The organism is Roseburia sp. AM51-8 (assembly GCF_003478275.1).
In the GTDB taxonomy this organism is placed as follows: domain Bacteria; phylum Bacillota; class Clostridia; order Lachnospirales; family Lachnospiraceae; genus Pararoseburia; species Pararoseburia lenta.
Window position 1 is genome coordinate 205,027 of the sequence record NZ_QUEY01000003.1, and the last position, 16,461, is coordinate 221,487.

Here is a 16,461-nt window from a genome sequence, read left to right on the forward strand (position 1 = left end):
CTTAATTCTATGTGTTCAAACTAGAATATTCAAGAAGGCAATCAGAAATTTTTTATTAAAAAAGTATAAACTCCCGCATTTTCTGTAAGATCTTCTTTTCCCTGCGAGAAACCTGTACCTGGGTCATGCCCAGCCTGCCCGCGATCTCTGTCTGTGTCATATTCTCAAAAAAGCGCATTTGTATCAGATTTTTTTCCTCCGCGGATAATGCCTGCATGGCCAAGGCAAGGATCTGTTCTTCCAAGACTTCCTCCTCCATCGGCTTTTCCTTTCCCTCCAACTGGTCCACCAAAAGCACCTGACTTTCCCCCGAATCATAGGCAGTCTCATAGATGGAGGTGACCGGTCTGGCACTTGCCATGGCAAGGACAACATCTTCTCTGGTCAATCCCGTTTTTTCTACGATCTGATCCACAGAAATATCTTCCTGCCCCTGCTGCAAGGTCTGGATCTGCTTTCTGTGTTCTGCGATAGTCCGAGACACCTTGATGGGGTTGTCATCCCGCAAAAAACGGCGGATTTCCCCTAAGATCAGGGGAACCGCATAGGTGGAAAAGCGTACGTCATATGTAGTGTCAAAACGATCGATCGCCTGCATGAGTCCGATCATGCCAATTTGAAACAATTCCTCCTTATCCTTACCGGAAGATGAAAAGCGCCCCACCATGCTCCATACCAGGGGCATATTATCCACAACCAGCCTGTCTCTTTCTCCCTTATCTCCTCTTTGCGCACGTTCGATTCTTTCCGTGATTCCATCCATACTAGACCTGATCCTGCAAGCATTTCGTCATCGTAACCGTCGTACCGACTCCCAGAACCGACATCACATCCACGCTATCCATAAAGGTTTCCATGAAAGCAAAACCCATGCCCGACCGCTCCAGTTCCGGTTTGGTCGTATAAAAGGGTTCCCTTGCCTTTTTGATATCCAAGATCCCCTTACCAAAATCCTGCACACAGATGGTCAGCAGATTTTCCTTCATGCTACAACGCATCATGACATTACCTGTTTTCTTGTCATAGCCATGGATCACGGCATTCGTCACTGCCTCGGATACCGCTGTCTTTACATCATCCATCTCCCCCACAGTCGGATTTGCCCCCACCATAAAAGCAGAAACTACCATGCGTGCGAACGCCTCATTTTCTGAGATTGCATCAAAGGTTACTGTCATATGATTTTCCATGCCTACACCTCACTTTTTTGATTTTCCTGATCTGACGGCACAACAGTGATCAGCCGTTGCAGACCGGAAATGCGAAAGATCTGCTCCACACGCGGCTCAAATTGGTCGCCACCACCTGTCCACCGGAAAAACTCAGATTCCGGCTCCTGCCGATCAAAACGCCAATCCCGGAACTGTCCATAAACTCCGTATTGGTAAAATCAAAGATCAGGGTCTTCACATGATAAGTCTCGATCAAAAGGTCCGCCTCCTCTTTGAGTTGGGTTGCCAGATGATGGTCAAGTTCCTTTGGCACGACCACACGCAATTTTCCCTGCCCCATTTCAAATTTGTATTCCATCTGCTTGTCCTCCTATTTTTCCTGTTTATGAAATAGAAAAAGACGTAGGGAAATATTTTCCTTACGTCTTTTGTATGCTTTCTTATATGAAATTCTCTCTTAGTTATTGGTAGTATTGTCATCCCCGCCATTAGATTGTGCATAGGAATCTATGCGTTCCTGTGCCGTTCTTGCATGGGATGTATCCGGGTATTGCTCAATGACCTTCTGGTAATTTTCTATGGCACTGTCAAACTCCCAGGTATTCCACTGACACTCTGCCAGATAAAAAAGCGCATCACCGTTATGATAGGTCTGGTCGATAAATACCACCTGACCGAAACTATCCTTGGCAGTCTGATAATCCTGTCTCTGGTATGCCTGATAAGCCGTATTATAGGCATCTTCCAAAACCTTGGCATAGACTGCCGTATGGATCAGATCATACATCGCCTGCCCTTTTTCTTCAAGCAGATCCCGATTGACGGAAGAAAGTGCCTCCCCTGCCTGATCCAGATTGGATGCGTCGTAAGCCTCCTTTGCCTCCATGAGTTTTTCATAGGAGCCTACCGCATCTGACTTTCCGGTATATTGTTCCAGTTCTTTGTTGAGGTCTTCCACCTGCTTTTTCAGGCTGCTGACATTGGATGCACTGTTGGTCAACTGTTCATTGGTATCGACCAAAGATGCCGCCGCATTCTCAGAAGCCCGCTGGCGAATGGTCGGGATGACCAAAAAGAAACAGATCAAAAGTCCTATGACCAGTCCTACCAGAATATTGACCACACTGGCTCTGGTGCTGTCGATCATATCCCGGAAGGAATTGCTCGGCATAACGATGGTATCATTGCCATCCTGAAAAGAAACCAGATCATCCTTCTTACGCTTCTTTTTGTTCTGGTTGAGTTCTTTTAATTTCTCGCGCACCTCTCTGGAATAACGCAGTGTGATGGTATTTCGCACATCGATCTTGTTAGTTGCATTTAACTCCTTGCGCGCCTCATTATACTTGCCATCCTGAATATACAAAAGAGCCAGCAACTGATGTCCGGCAACAAATTTAGGATTTAGGTTCAATACCTTGCGCAACTGGATAGTCGCCAGATCGCGGCTGCCCTGTCTGCAATACAAAAGTGCCTGGTTGTATTTCTTGGTTGTCTGGTTTAACTTATCAAGCATGCCAGGTGTATTCTGGATCTCGTCGAGATAGCGGTCTGCCAATGGATTGTCCGGCTCTAAGTTCTTACTGATGACCCACTCGCTCAGCGCCATGACAGTCTCGCCCAACTCAAAATATACCAGTCCCAGGAGATTTCTCGCCTGGGTATTGTATTTGTTGTATTTTAAACTCTTTTTCAAAGAAACGATCGCACCGGACAGATCGCGTACCTGCGCCTGCTCCAGACCGGTATTATACAAGGTATTGGACGATGCCAGAATGGTGCGATAGATCTTCAAATCACTGCCACAATGAGGGCATACGTTTTCATGATCCACAAGGGTGCCACACATATAACATTTCATGTCTGCTTCTATCTCCCTCTCTTTTGCTCTGTCATCTGCCGAAGGATATCCGTCATATCCGTCAGATCTCGCTTCTGGATCTCTTCTTCCGCTTCTTCTACTTCCATACTTGGCTCAAACTTTTTCAGTTCTTCTTCAAAATCTATCATTTCAGCCTCCAAACTACTGCTTTCTTCTATCTATCATAATGATTCTTTGTGAACATTCCGTCAAAATCTGTCAGCAGATGCTCTATTCATCCGGAACCGGATCCAAGAGCGGATCCATGCGGATACCGGTCATGGTCTTGACAAATTCCACACGCTTCTGAAAATCCGTCAGTTGTGCATACTGATCCATGATCCGCACCGTCACGCCGGAATATACGGTATCATAGGCACGCACCGTTGCTCCTCGTCCTGCCTCCATCAAGGCTTTCAGTTCATCAAAACGCACGCGGGCTTCCGCAACCACCGCTTCATCGCGGATACGGATACGCAGCAACTGCATACGCCTCGGATCTTCCTTGTAGGAAATTCCCTTCTTTTGTGCCAGAAGTTCAAAATCCTCGATCCCCTGTTTGATCTTGGCAATATTGGCATCCAAAGACCGGATCTTGTCTGCAAGATCTGACATTTCCTTGATGCGCTCCTCGTCAATCCCAACCATAACATGGGTCACGGTCCCAAACTTATTGCCGATCACCAGGGAAGATACGCCCTGCACCGCCGTCACATAGCCGCCGATGATAGCAGAACGCTTGCCTGCGGTCGTGATGATCTTGGAATCACAATTCACCAGACAGTTGAAAAGCACATCCGCGTGCAACATTCCCTTACAGGAGACAATGGCATACTCAATAAACTCTGCCGTAATCGCACCCTCTGCATGGATCGTGGTACGTTCTCCACCCTTGACACCGCTCAAAAGATAAATATCTTGTCCGGCGCGCAGATCGCACAATTCCACCAGACCATCCACTGTGATCGATCCTGTCGCATGAATACGGATACCGTTTTTGACACCGCCATGAATCACCACATCACCCTTGAAATCAATGTTGCCAATGCTCATATCCGCATCCTGGTCGATCTCATAGACAGGAGAAATATTGATCCGATTGTTCTTTAGGACGATCTTACCATCCATATCCGCATAATAGTACAGATTGTCATCCGAACGATGAAAACCACGTCCACCGATCGGTGGCATATCACGCATCATGCGCGGCTCGATCTCTTTGCCACGCACATTCATGCCCGGCATACCCATGACCGCAGGATGGTAAGTGGCGATCAGGTCACCCTCATGCACGACCTCGATCACCTTGATACTAAGGAAATCCGCAGATCCATCCGGTCGGATGGTCGGCTTCTTGGAGAAATCCTGACTAAAATGATATTCGTAGTAGCCATTGATCCCTTCCATGGGCTCTTTTCCCACAGCAACGATGAGTTCAGTATCAAAAAGAATCTCCTGGCACAAAGAGGAAAGCATATTCCTATCAATTCCATAGACTATCCCCTCTTGTGCAAGCATGTTCTCCAGTGTATCCACATCATACTGAGGCGCACTTTCCCCCTCAGCCGGAGCCGGAAAACGGATCGTCGCAAACATAGCCTTATTGTCAACACGAATGACCGGTTTCTTGGCATATGGATTCATCGGAGTTGTCATTTACGACTCCCTTCTTTGACCGCCGCTACCACGCGGCTGGTACCAAGTCTGCTTGCTCCCAGTGCAATAAAATCTGCTGCATCCTCCAAGGATGCGATACCACCTGCCGCCTTGACCAGTGTGCCATCTGTTACATGCGATGCCATCAGAGATACAGCTTCTCTTGTTGCTCCTGCTTTTGAAAAGCCGGTAGAGGTCTTGATATATTCTGCCTTGGACTTGGACACCACCTGACACATGGAAATGATCTCCTGGTCTGTCAAAAGGCAGGTCTCGATGATGACCTTTAAGAGTCTTCCCTGGCACGCTGCCTTGACCTGATCGATCTCATCTAAGATGTCATCAAAACGTCCTTCCTTGACCCAACCGACATTGACGACCATATCAATCTCGCTTGCGCCCTTTGCCACAGCATCGGATGCCTCAAAGCACTTGGTAGCCGTCGTAGCGTAGCCATTTGGAAATCCTATGACCGTACAGATTGGAAGTCTGCCATCCACATAGGCTTCTGCTCTTTCTACAAAAGAAGGAGGTATGCAGGCGGAAGCAGTCTCATAACGCATTGCATCATCCAAAACCTCTTGTATCTCCTCCCACCTACTGTCTACACGCAGTAATGTGTGATCTACCTTTGTAAGAATCTGCTTTACTTGTGCTGCATCCATTGCATATCCTCCTTAAAATAATGTGCCTTACTTCATCTGTGCCAGACGTGCGAGCACATCATCCATCATCTGCTGGTATTTATCCATCTTCGCGCGCTCCTCAGCCACCTTTTCTGCCGGAGCCTTATTCAGGAACTTCTCATTGGAAAGCATGCCCTTGCTTCGCGCAAGTTCCTTTTCCAGTTTTTCTTTTTCCTTGGTCAGTCTTTCCTTTTCCTTCTCAAAATCTACCAAATCCTCGAGTGGAATATACATGACCGCATCCGGGATAACAACCGAAACGGCATCTTCCGGTACGCCCTCTGTACCTGCCTGTACGCATACCTCACTGGCACCGGCAAGTGTCTGATAAGACTCTGTGATCTCGGTAAAGATTCCCCGCACTGCCGCATCATCCGATGTGATGATGATCTTTGCCTTGCGACTTGGCGGTACCTCCATATCGGTACGGAGATTTCGCATACCACGAACGACATCTTTGGCTCTGTCGATCATAGCCTCTTCCTTTGGATAATGACGGTTCTCATCATATACCGGCCAGTCGGTCAGCATAATGGTCTCCTCCTCCGGATGCAAGGTGCAGAAGATCTCTTCTGTGATAAACGGCATGAACGGATGCAAAAGTTTCAGAGCATCGGTAAGGACGGTCTTTAAAGTCCAAAGTGCAGCATTTGCAGATACCATATCCTGATCCTTGCGATACATACGAGGCTTAACGATCTCAATGTACCAGTCACAGAACTCATCCCAGATAAAGTTGTAGACCTTTTGTACCGCAATACCAAGTTCGTACTTGTCCATATTCTCGGTCACATCTTTTGCCAGTGTATTGACCTGTGAAAGGATCCACTTATCTGCAACGGCAAGATCTGCTTCCTCTGGCTGGGTCAGTTCTACACCTTCTAAGTTCATCAGGATGAAACGTGATGCATTCCATACCTTATTTGCAAAATTGCGGCTCTGCTCTACACGCTCCCAATAGAAACGCATATCATTGCCCGGTGCATTACCGGTGATCAAGGTCAGACGCAGGGCGTCTGCGCCGTATTTATCAATGACTTCCAGCGGATCGATACCATTGCCCAAAGACTTGCTCATCTTGCGTCCCTGTGAGTCGCGCACGAGTCCATGGATCAATACCGTATGGAAAGGTGACTTGCCTGTGTGTGCGTAACCGGAAAATACCATGCGGACAACCCAGAAGAAGATAATGTCATATCCGGTCACAAGTACATCGGTCGGATAGAAATAATCCAGATCTTCGGTCTTATCCGGCCAGCCCAGAGTTGAAAATGGCCATAGAGCAGATGAGAACCAGGTATCCAGCGTGTCTTCGTCCTGTTTCATGTGTACGCCGCCACACTTCGGACACTTGGTCGGTGCTTCGGATGCGCGTGCAACCACAGTCTCTCCACAATCCTGGCAGTAGTATGCCGGGATACGATGTCCCCACCACAACTGTCTGGAAATACACCAGTCGCGGATATTCTCCAACCAGTGCAAATAAGTCTTATCATAATTCTTTGGCACGAACTGCAATTCGCCTGTCTTGATCGCCTCAACCGCCGGCTTTGCCAATTCTTCCATGGCAACGAACCACTGCGGCTTTACCATAGGCTCAACCGTCGTCTTACATCTGTCATGGGTACCGACATTGTGGACATGATCTTCAATACCAACCAGCAGTCCCATCTCGTCCATCTTCTGAACGATGACTTTACGTGCCTCATAGCGATCCATGCCTTCAAATTCGCCACCATTGCTATTGATGGTCGCATCATCATTTAAGATATTGATGACCGGAAGATCATGACGCTTGCCAACCTCAAAGTCATTCGGGTCGTGGGCCGGTGTGATCTTAACGACACCGGTTCCAAATTCCATATCTACATACTCGTCTGCAATAACCGGAATCTCACGGTTCATAAACGGAAGCATAACGGTCTTGCCGACGATATCCTTGTAACGATCATCTGCCGGATTGACAGCCACTGCGGTATCTCCCAGCATGGTCTCCGGACGGGTCGTAGCAAATTCTACATATCTGCCCGGCTCTCCAACGATCTCGTATTTCATATGCCAGAAATGTCCTGCCTGCTCTACGTGCTCTACCTCTGCATCAGAAATAGAGGTCTGGCAGACCGGACACCAGTTGATGATACGGTTGCCCTTATAGATATAGCCCTCATTATATAATTTAACAAAGACTTCCTCGACTGCCTTAGAACAGCCTTCATCCATGGTAAAACGTTCTCTCTGCCAGTCAGCAGAAGATCCCATACGCTTGAGCTGACGGATGATACGTCCGCCGTACTCCTCGCGCCACTTCCAACATTCGTCTAAAAATCCGTCACGTCCCAGGTCATCCTTGTTGATGCCCTGCTTTTTCAGATGCTCGATGACCTTGACCTCTGTAGCGATGGCTGCATGGTCTGTCCCCGGCTGCCAGAGGGCATTGTATCCCTGCATTCTCTTGTAACGGATCAAAATGTCCTGCATGGTATTATCTAAAGCATGTCCCATGTGGAGCTGACCTGTGATATTTGGAGGTGGCATCACGATGGTAAATGGTTTCTTGCTGCGATCTACCTCAGCGTGAAAATAGCCATTATCCTCCCATTTTTTGTAAAGTCTGTCTTCCAACCCACTCGGGTCATACGTCTTTGCTAATTCTTTACTCATTTTATCTATTATTCCTTTCCGCATAGGCGGATCTACTCCTTGCCTATGTTACCATCTTATCTATAATATCTTATAAGGAACAGGGGAAAAATCAACTGCCTTTTTCTCATTCCCGGTTAAATCCATAGGGTGTTTTGCTCCGCCATTTAAAAATCAGATTTGGCAGGAAAATATCCAGATTGCGCAGGGTAGAAAACGCCTTTGTCCCGGCGCTGCCACCTCGAAACTTATCTTTATAGGAGATCGTCCGCCGCAAAAGCCGGATATCTTTGGGATCCATGACCTTTTCTTCTTCCAGAACATGAATAAACTCATAGGTGGAGTCATCCATCTTCTTGGCGTCCGCAGACAAATTCTGTGCCGTATAACCATGCACATAAAGCGGCTGGTCTACAAAAGAAAACGGTGTCCGCTGGCAAAGCAGAAGCAACCAGAGGAAATAATCGTCCGATCCGTTCTTTTTTCCTATATGCTGTGTCCAGACAGCAGGGATCATAGCCTTTGGGATCAAGCACTGTCCCGGTGAAACGATCTGGTTGCCAATGCGAAGATAGGTCTTGTAATCACCGACCAACTTTTTATGGTAATCCGTGCGATACCATAAGACCTCTCCGTCCTTTTGCTCCATAAGAGCATTGGAGACCAGTACCGGATAATGCATGATCTGCGCGATCTTTGTCCGGGAAAATTCCTGCCCCAGCGTCGCATGCACCTTATCTGCCTCCGTCTGGTATTTTTTCATAGTCGCAATAAAGGTAGCGACTGCATCCTCCCGCAAGCGGTCGTCCTGATCCAGAAAGATCACATAGTCACCGGTGCAGAGAGAAAGCCCGCGTACGCGCGCCGCATGGATCCCGCCGTTTTGCTTCTGGTCGTAGATCCAGATATTGCAATCGCCACCGTCTTCCGGCAGGACAACGCTCTCCTCCGGACTGTCATTTATGATCACGGCTTCCAGTTCATCCGCACTCTCCAGATTTTTCTGGTTTGCGCGGATCATTTTTTTGTAATCTGCCATATAAGCATTCCCCTTATAAAAGGCAGTGATAATACTTACTTTCATCAAAAACTTGCTCCATATTTTCTGCCAAAGAACTTTGCTTTGAGAAAAGCGCCGCCCTTTTTCAGCCAGTTGACCGGTTCCATGTGCATGGTCGCCACTTCCTTGACGCGCGGTGCATCTTTGCTCTCTTGCTCTTTTAACAACCAGACATTAAAAAGGATCTCACTGACACGTCCAAAGAGTCTCGCCTCAAAGGCGCTCATGCTTTTCAGATCATCCTGCATGGCATCCTCTAAGTCTGCCAGGATCGGGAAAAGCCATTTGCAGTAGGCATCCAGATAGGTCCGCCGCATAATGCACATATTAAACATATATCCCCAGGTTGATGCGTAGACCTTTTTGCATGCTGCGTCATATTCCGGGCATTTGCTGTGAATGATCTCCTGTGCCAGATCCAGGTGCTTGGCATCCAGCGTGTGTGCATAGTGTGAATACAGGGATTCAATATAATACTTACGTTTTGTCGGCACGACGATGTCATAAGCCTCCATAAGATCCCCGGCTTCTGCTGTCGTCAATACGCAATCCATCAGGTCGTTTGCATGCGCCTTCCGATAAGAGCGGCTCTTTCCTGTAAAGTATCTACGGTAATGTACCAGACCGATGGCATCTGCATCCAGATTTTTCCAAGCCCAGTAGAGACCGGTCAGTTCGCAGTAAGTTGGATTTTTTGCTGATATATTCTCGCCTGTATTGTCACACACAAGTCCTAGGATGCTGTCCTTTCCCTCTGCGCCCACTTGTAGGGGCAGATAGACGGATTCTGCCGGTGTCTTGTATGGCTTATGCATGGCAATGATGATCTTTGTTTGCATAATTTTCTCCAAATCATAGTTTTTTACATTATAGCATACTATGCAGGTGAATTGTTCAAGGGGATATGAAATAGCCGTCATTACTGCAAATAATGACGGCTGTTCCTAAAACACTTATTTAATTTTTCCGATCTTCATGCCATCACGCATCGCCATCGTCGTCATCTGCGATCGTATTGGCAACCGCTGCGCTCGCGCCTGCCACTGCCGATACCACCACAACCACTGCAACGATAACAACAAACAAGATCAGTATGGCAAAAAAAATCAAAAACCCCATCTCTGTCATTTTACCTACCTCCAAAAACAACTAAGCACAGTATAACACACCGGGATGGAAATTACACATGTTTGTTTTATTTTCTGTAATAAATAGAATTCCAGTTCATTTCATTCTTAAACTGACGGATGTTGGTGTCCTTATCAATATAAACTGCCTCAATGCCCATATTGGCAGCCCAATCCCCCATCTGCTCTGCGCTCAGATCATAGGAGAAGGCAGTATGATGTGCACCTCCTGCCAGAATCCAGGCCTCGGTGCCAACTTTGAGATTTGGCTGCGGTGTCCAGAATGCAGTTGCAACCGGAAGTTTTGGCATTGGTTTTTCTGTCTTTTTGCAATCCACATCGTTGATGATCAGACGGAAGCGGTCGCCAAGATCAACCAGTGATGTTGCAATAGCAGGTCCGGTCTTTGATGTAAATACCAGTCTTGCCGGATCCTCACGCTCGCCCATACTCAGTGGCTGCTCCTTGATTGCGATCCTGCCGTCCGCGATCGTTGGACAAACCTCCAGCATATGTGCTTCCAGAACGCCTTCCTTACCCGGTACCAGATTGTATGTGTAGTCCTCCATAAAAGATGTTCCCTTGGCATCTTTGACTCCCTGGGTCATGATCTTCATGACACGCACCATAGCCGCGGTCTTCCAGTCACCCTCAGCACCAAATCCATAGCCTTTTTCCATCAGACGCTGGATGGCAAGTCCCGGCAACTGTTTGAGTCCGCCAGATCTCCGAAGTGTGTAACGATGGCCTGATAGTTTCTCTCCTCCAGAAAACGCTCAAAACCGATCTCTATGCCCGCCTGCACTGCTACATGCTGACGGAATTCTTTTTCGTCTCTGCCCTCAAGCAGGATGTCATACTTGCTGTAATATTCCTCTACCAAAGTATCAATATCTGCCTGTGATACGGCATTCACGGCTTCTACGATCTCATTGACCGGATAGGCATCTACTTCCCAGCCGAACTTGATCTGTGCCTCGACCTTGTCGCCCTCGGTAACAGCAACATTTCGCATATTATCAGCCACACGCATCACGCGGACATGGCTGCTCTCGATCACGCCCACTGCCGTACACATCCATGCGCCGATCTCCTTCTGGACATCCGCATCTTCCCAATAGCCGGCGATGACCTTGCGCTCCATGCCAAGACGGCTGAAGATATGACCATATTCACGATCACCGTGCGCGGATTGGTTCTCATTCATAAAGTCCATATCGATGGTGTCATATGGGATCTCCCGGTTGAACTGGGTATGTAAATGCAAAAGTGGTTTGCGCAATTCCTGTAAGCCCAGGATCCATGATTTTGCCGGAGAAAACGTATGCATCCAGGTAATGATACCTGCGCAATTCGCATCCGTATTTGCTTCGTTAAAAGTTCTGCGGATCACTTCATTTGTGATCATGGTCGGCTTCCAGATGACCTCGTATGGCAGGTTGCCGGATCTGTTCAAAGCCTCAACGATGATCTTTGAATGTTCTGCCACATGTGCCAGGCACTCCTCTCCGTACAGATCCTGTGATCCGGTGCAAAACCAAAACTGATAATTCTTCTTTTCTAACATGTCTGCTCCTTTCCTATATCTCGCTATTTTAGCGTAATCATTACTCTCTTACTGATTATCTTATGTCAAAGTCCAGATCCTGTCTTTTCATTTTTTTATGAAGATAGGGTAATATTTTCAATTTCGTTGACACTGCTTTTTTGCATGTTGTATGATGATGCCAGAAAGCCTGCCAAAGTACATATCCTTTGGCAAATACAGACAAAAGGAGCCGCCGTTTATGAAAGTAATGAATATTGAAAACCCGGAAGAATTTTTAAAAGTCATTGATGCCTGTGAAGGACAGGTAGAACTCGTCACCGCAGATGGCGACCGTTTGAACTTAAAGTCAAAATTGTGTCAACTTATTTCCCTGACGACCATTTTTTCTTCCAGTTCCGCTATCCCGGAAATGGAGATCATCGCCCATGAAGCAGATGACTCCAAGCGCATCATGGATTATCTGATGCGTGGCAAAATATAACGCAACTTTTTTTCATACTCCTTACAAAAAGAAACTGACCGGAAAGTAAGTATTCCGCGTCAGTTTCTTTCTTTTTACCGATTCTGTTTTAACTTTACATACTCCGCCATATGTTCTTTTGCCCAGGTCGATCTCCTTGGCTCTGCGATAGGCTCCGCTGATATCTCCCCGCACCAATGGGGCATAGAGGATCTTGGCCACGCGCCCATCCTCCGATAAGTGGCGGCGCAGTCTGCCATACAAAGGACCTTCCAGTTCAGCCCTTGCCCTTGCCATGACCTCGCGCTTGCTGTCGCCGTGCTGTATGCCTCTGACCATGGATGACTGGAAAGACCGGAAATATACCCCAGCCATGACTTCATGCAGGCGCATGCGCCATGCTCCAACGTCCAGATTTTCCAAACCGCCTGTCTCTCCTTTGGTCATGCCCTCGGTCACCGTCTGGATCTTTCGCATCTGCATATTAAGGAATGCCTGTACTCTGGTCTTTTGCAGGGCAAAATATTCCGGCAGATACTTGTCCGTCAGGCGGCTCTGTCCGCGATTGGCATAATGGTACAAGACATCCGGCAACGTCAAAAGACTTTGCAATGCTCCTGCTGCCTGCACATTAAATAAAATATCCTCAATATGGACGATATTCTGAAACTGCAACTTCTGTTCCTGTAAGAAAGAAAGCCGGTATGCCTTATTCCATGCATAGCCAAACATAGTCTCATGCTCCAGTTCTATGATATAAGGATAGGCATAGGCAAGCGGTCTTTTCCACCCCTGTGCGCCATCATGGATATGATCTGAAAAATAATATAATTCCGGCGTCTTCTGCACCTGATAGGACAAGGCATTTTTTTGATAGTAGTCCTCGGTGTAGCCAAAGACGACCATATCCGCCGGCTGCTCGTCCAAAGCATGATAGAGCCTTTCCAAAAGGGTCTTTTCCACGCCATCATCCGCATCCAGAAACAGGATATAGTCTCCGGCAGCATGAGAGATCCCGGTATTGCGCGCCATACTAAGCCCCTCGTTCTCCGGCTTATGGATCACGACATAGTCTGCCTGCTTGCCGCGAAATGCCTGTAAATAAGATTCCGCGACCGCTCCCGTCTGATCTGTAGCACAGTCATCTACCAGGATCACCTCAAAGTTGTTATAGGTCTGTTCCAAAAGATCCTGCAACAATCCCGGCAGATATTCTTCTACATTGTACGCCGAAACCACTACAGAAAATTTGATCTGTCCTGTCATCTTTTTGCTCCTTATCTTTGCTACTTCTTATCATAATGCATAGGATGCGCTTTCGTCTACTGCTTTCTTTCCGTTATGTACTGGGGCGAGCCGGAAGCAGGTAGAAGTGGGCAGGACCGAAGGGGCGGGGAAGAATGTATTGGAGTGTAAATTCGTCGTATTTCTGAAAGAGGCTGCTTGTTTGAAATTGAACTGTCTTTGCACAGCTTCGACAGGCGGCGGGATATGTCCATCGGTGGCAGATATTCAGGGGCGCCGCGCATAAGAGGTGCTAAGAACTTGTCATTAGACCTACAAAAAATTGTGGTAACCGGAGCAAACAAACGTCCTGTTTGGTTGCTCCTTTCGGGTACATCCGTGTACCCTCATTACCTGGTAATAACAAGTTCAAAGCACCTCTAATACGCTTTGCATTCATATCTGCCACAGACGAACACTATCCCAGAGCCTGTTTAACTTTGCAAAGACAGTTCTTATAAATAAAAACAAACAGCCTCTTTCTAGAGATACAGAATTTCACGACGCGTTCTTCCCCGCCCCTTCGGTCCTGCCCACTTCTGCTTGCTTCCGGCTCGACCCTATTTCCAACAACGAAAAATGCCAGCAGGCAAAACCCTCTGGCATTTTCACACATTTTATTTATATTTCTTTTCCGGTGGAGCACAAGAACTACAACCGCCGCACGATCCACAGTCACCGGAGCATAAGCCTTTCCCGGATTTTTTCTTTTTGATCAAACTGTGTAAGATTGCTGAAACAATAGCGATCAATACAAGTAATACAATGATTGTTCCCATATCATTCACCTCGAAACCGGCTCAAAAGAGCCACATTTTTATTTATTGATTGCTGCATATTTATCCTTGCGGAAGAGCAGATAGATAAAGCCGATCACAAAGATAAATGCTACAACGGTTCCAAATCCAAAGACACCTGCGGTAAAGAGTGTTCCGATCTGGTAGATGCACATTGCTACAATGTAAGCAAGTATACACTGATATCCGATTGCAAACCAGAACCACTTTGGATTGTTCATCTCTCTCTTGATAGCACCCATTGCTGCGAAACATGGTGCACAGAGAAGGTTGAATACCAGATAGCCGTAAGCGGCGATCGGTGTCATCACCTGCGCCAGATTGCCCCATACTTCGGAACCATCTTCTGCAACTTCTGCAAATCCATAAAGCATACCAAAGGTAGCAACAACGTTTTCTTTTGCGATCAAACCAGATACGGCTGCAACTGCCATCTTCCAGCCCTGACCTGCCTGTGTCCATCCAAGCGGTGCAAAGATCCATGCAATCGCAGTGCCGATCTTAGCAAGAATACTTGCATCCAACTGCTCTGCCTCGAGCATTCCGAAGGAACCATTTGCCCATCCGAAACTCATCAGGAACCAGAGTACGATGGTGGATAAGAGGATGATGGTACCAGCCTTCTTGATGAAGGACCAGCCACGCTCCCACATACTACGAAGTACACTGCCAACGGTTGGCCAGTGGTAAGCAGGAAGTTCCATAACGAATGGAGCAGGATCGCCGGAGAACATCTTTGTCTTCTTCAAGATGATACCGGAACAAATAATTGCTGCCATACCTACGAAATATGCACTCCATGAAACCCATCCTGCGTTATCGAAGAAAGCACCTGCGATCAAAGCGATGATCGGCAACTTTGCTCCACATGGGATAAAGGTTGTTGTCATGATAGTCATCTTACGGTCACGGTCATTTTCGATCGTTCTACTAGCCATGATTCCAGGAACACCACATCCGGTACCGATCAGCATCGGAATGAAGGACTTTCCGGAGAGACCAAACTTACGGAAGATTCTGTCCATAACGAAAGCAACACGCGCCATGTATCCACATCCCTCCAGGAATCCCAGGAAGATGAAGAGAACTAACATCTGCGGAACGAATCCAAGGACTGCACCAACACCGGCAACAATACCGTCCAAGATCAATCCCTGCAACCAGTCAGCACAATTGATAGAAACTAAGAAGTTCTCAATTGCCGGAGGAATGATCTCGCCAAAGAGTACATCATTGGTCCAGTCAGTCAGGAATCCACCAACGGTTGTGATAGATACATAATAAACAAGCCACATAACTGCTGCAAAGATCGGCAGACCAAGAATACGGTTGGTCACGATACGGTCGATCTTATCTGAAGTGGTAAGGGCGCCCGCATGTGCCTTCTTGATACAATCGTTGATAATCGTTCCGATGTAGTTGTATCTCTCACCTGTGATGATGGATTCTGCATCATCATCCAGTTCTTCTTCACAGGAAACAATATCTTTTTCGATATGTGCGATGATATCCTGTGATAATCCTAACTTTTCCTGTACCTTGGTATCACGCTCAAATAACTTGATCGCATACCAACGCTGCAGATTCTCATCATCAATGTTATGTAAGCAAAGTTCTTCGATATGAGCAAATGCATGCTCTACAGAACCATTGAAAGAATGCTTAGCCTTCTGAGACTTCTTAGAAGTAGCGGCGATGGCTCTTGCTGCTGCATCCTCTACACCGGTACCCTTTAATGCGGAGATCTCTACAACCTCAACACCCAGTTCTTCGGCAAGTCTCTTGGAATTGATCTGGTCGCCATTCTTGGCAACAACGTCGATCATGTTGATCGCAACAACAACTGGGATTCCAAGTTCTACCAACTGTGTTGTCAGGTAGAGGTTTCTTTCCAAGTTGGTACCATCAACGATATTTAAAATGGCATCCGGATGCTCGTCGATCAGATAATTTCTTGCAACGACTTCCTCCAATGTATAAGGGGACAAAGAATAAATACCCGGTAAGTCAGTGATGGTAACTTCCTTATCTCCTTTGTATTTTCCTTCTTTCTTTTCTACCGTAACGCCCGGCCAGTTTCCTACAAACTGGTTGGCTCCGGTCAGGGCATTGAACAATGTGGTCTTACCACAGTTCGGATTACCTGCTAATGCAATACGTACTCCCACC

Annotated in this window: 15 protein-coding genes and 1 pseudogene; 1 reads left to right on the forward strand and 15 read right to left on the reverse strand. The window is 47.1% G+C overall.

Translation table 11 applies throughout. The annotated features are described in order from the left end of the window. Positions 1-55 precede the first annotated feature (55 nt). From DW996_RS07795 to araA, 12 genes and pseudogenes are all read right to left on the reverse strand, one after another. Complete coding sequence (locus tag DW996_RS07795; RefSeq protein ID WP_118535351.1) at positions 56-763, reverse strand: sigma-70 family RNA polymerase sigma factor; 708 nt, start codon at positions 761-763, stop codon at positions 56-58. 1 nt (position 764) lies between these two features. Next, the gene (gene spoIIAB, locus DW996_RS07800) at positions 765-1,190 is read right to left on the reverse strand and encodes an anti-sigma F factor (RefSeq protein ID WP_118281635.1); all 426 of its coding nucleotides are present in this window, start codon (positions 1,188-1,190) and stop codon (positions 765-767) included. A gap of 49 nt (positions 1,191-1,239) precedes the next feature. Then, entirely contained in the window at positions 1,240-1,530 is a 291-nt protein-coding gene (locus DW996_RS07805) for an STAS domain-containing protein (protein WP_243098717.1), read from the reverse strand. Between the two features lie 99 nt (positions 1,531-1,629). After that, positions 1,630-3,033: a tetratricopeptide repeat protein gene (locus DW996_RS07810; RefSeq protein ID WP_118281633.1), complete on the reverse strand. Its 1,404-nt coding sequence runs from the start codon at positions 3,031-3,033 to the stop codon at positions 1,630-1,632. 8 nt (positions 3,034-3,041) lie between these two features. Then, positions 3,042-3,182: a hypothetical protein gene (locus tag DW996_RS13090; RefSeq protein WP_178011201.1), complete on the reverse strand. Its 141-nt coding sequence runs from the start codon at positions 3,180-3,182 to the stop codon at positions 3,042-3,044. A gap of 82 nt (positions 3,183-3,264) precedes the next feature. After that, complete coding sequence (locus DW996_RS07815; protein ID WP_118535352.1) at positions 3,265-4,689, reverse strand: DUF342 domain-containing protein; 1,425 nt, start codon at positions 4,687-4,689, stop codon at positions 3,265-3,267. Then, on the reverse strand, positions 4,686-5,354 hold the full coding sequence (gene deoC, locus DW996_RS07820; RefSeq protein ID WP_118535353.1) for a deoxyribose-phosphate aldolase: 669 nt from the start codon (positions 5,352-5,354) through the stop codon (positions 4,686-4,688). Before deoC ends, DW996_RS07815 begins: the two co-directional genes overlap by 4 nt. Positions 5,355-5,381: 27 nt before the next feature. Further along, the gene (locus DW996_RS07825; RefSeq protein WP_118535354.1) at positions 5,382-8,036 is read right to left on the reverse strand and encodes a valine--tRNA ligase; all 2,655 of its coding nucleotides are present in this window, start codon (positions 8,034-8,036) and stop codon (positions 5,382-5,384) included. 106 nt (positions 8,037-8,142) lie between these two features. Further along, complete coding sequence (locus tag DW996_RS07830; protein ID WP_118535355.1) at positions 8,143-9,099, reverse strand: glycosyltransferase family 2 protein; 957 nt, start codon at positions 9,097-9,099, stop codon at positions 8,143-8,145. Next, positions 9,099-9,914: a DUF4422 domain-containing protein gene (locus tag DW996_RS07835; RefSeq protein ID WP_118281628.1), complete on the reverse strand. Its 816-nt coding sequence runs from the start codon at positions 9,912-9,914 to the stop codon at positions 9,099-9,101. The genes DW996_RS07830 and DW996_RS07835 overlap by 1 nt, the downstream gene beginning before the upstream one ends. A gap of 142 nt (positions 9,915-10,056) precedes the next feature. Continuing rightward, a complete protein-coding gene (locus DW996_RS13095) occupies positions 10,057-10,203 on the reverse strand; it encodes a hypothetical protein (RefSeq protein ID WP_178011194.1) in 147 nt (48 codons plus the stop codon). A 67-nt stretch (positions 10,204-10,270) separates the two neighbouring features. Beyond that, positions 10,271-11,769 (reverse strand): annotated as a pseudogene (gene araA / locus DW996_RS14840) (L-arabinose isomerase). Positions 11,770-11,989: 220 nt separating this feature from the next. Here araA and DW996_RS07845 point away from each other — a divergent pair. Continuing rightward, positions 11,990-12,232, forward strand: a complete 243-nt coding sequence (locus tag DW996_RS07845) for a polya polymerase (protein WP_118281626.1) — start codon at positions 11,990-11,992, stop codon at positions 12,230-12,232. Between the two features lie 21 nt (positions 12,233-12,253). Here the strand turns inward: DW996_RS07845 and DW996_RS07850 are convergent, their stop codons facing one another. The 3 genes from DW996_RS07850 to feoB form a co-directional block, all read right to left on the reverse strand. Continuing rightward, a complete protein-coding gene (locus DW996_RS07850; protein WP_118535356.1) occupies positions 12,254-13,477 on the reverse strand; it encodes a glycosyltransferase family 2 protein in 1,224 nt (407 codons plus the stop codon). A gap of 635 nt (positions 13,478-14,112) precedes the next feature. Continuing rightward, positions 14,113-14,274, reverse strand: a complete 162-nt coding sequence (locus DW996_RS07860; protein WP_118281624.1) for a FeoB-associated Cys-rich membrane protein — start codon at positions 14,272-14,274, stop codon at positions 14,113-14,115. 38 nt (positions 14,275-14,312) lie between these two features. Beyond that, on the reverse strand, positions 14,313-16,460 hold the full coding sequence (feoB, locus tag DW996_RS07865; RefSeq protein ID WP_118535358.1) for a ferrous iron transport protein B: 2,148 nt from the start codon (positions 16,458-16,460) through the stop codon (positions 14,313-14,315). Position 16,461 lies beyond the last annotated feature (1 nt).

Coding starts and splice junctions, on each gene's coding strand:
- DW996_RS07845 (WP_118281626.1), top strand. CDS start 11,990: ATGAAAGTAATGAATATTGAAAACCCGGAAGAATTTTTAAAAGTCATT.
- spoIIAB (WP_118281635.1), bottom strand. CDS start 1,190: ATGGAAAATCATATGACAGTAACCTTTGATGCAATCTCAGAAAATGAG.
- DW996_RS07830 (WP_118535355.1), bottom strand. CDS start 9,099: ATGAAAGTAAGTATTATCACTGCCTTTTATAAGGGGAATGCTTATATG.
- DW996_RS07795 (WP_118535351.1), bottom strand. CDS start 763: ATGGATGGAATCACGGAAAGAATCGAACGTGCGCAAAGAGGAGATAAG.
- deoC (WP_118535353.1), bottom strand. CDS start 5,354: ATGGATGCAGCACAAGTAAAGCAGATTCTTACAAAGGTAGATCACACA.
- DW996_RS07805 (WP_243098717.1), bottom strand. CDS start 1,530: ATGGAATACAAATTTGAAATGGGGCAGGGAAAATTGCGTGTGGTCGTG.
- DW996_RS07810 (WP_118281633.1), bottom strand. CDS start 3,033: ATGAAATGTTATATGTGTGGCACCCTTGTGGATCATGAAAACGTATGC.
- DW996_RS13090 (WP_178011201.1), bottom strand. CDS start 3,182: ATGATAGATTTTGAAGAAGAACTGAAAAAGTTTGAGCCAAGTATGGAA.
- DW996_RS13095 (WP_178011194.1), bottom strand. CDS start 10,203: ATGACAGAGATGGGGTTTTTGATTTTTTTTGCCATACTGATCTTGTTT.
- DW996_RS07835 (WP_118281628.1), bottom strand. CDS start 9,914: ATGCAAACAAAGATCATCATTGCCATGCATAAGCCATACAAGACACCG.
- DW996_RS07860 (WP_118281624.1), bottom strand. CDS start 14,274: ATGGGAACAATCATTGTATTACTTGTATTGATCGCTATTGTTTCAGCA.
- DW996_RS07815 (WP_118535352.1), bottom strand. CDS start 4,689: ATGACAACTCCGATGAATCCATATGCCAAGAAACCGGTCATTCGTGTT.
- DW996_RS07850 (WP_118535356.1), bottom strand. CDS start 13,477: ATGACAGGACAGATCAAATTTTCTGTAGTGGTTTCGGCGTACAATGTA.
- DW996_RS07825 (WP_118535354.1), bottom strand. CDS start 8,036: ATGAGTAAAGAATTAGCAAAGACGTATGACCCGAGTGGGTTGGAAGAC.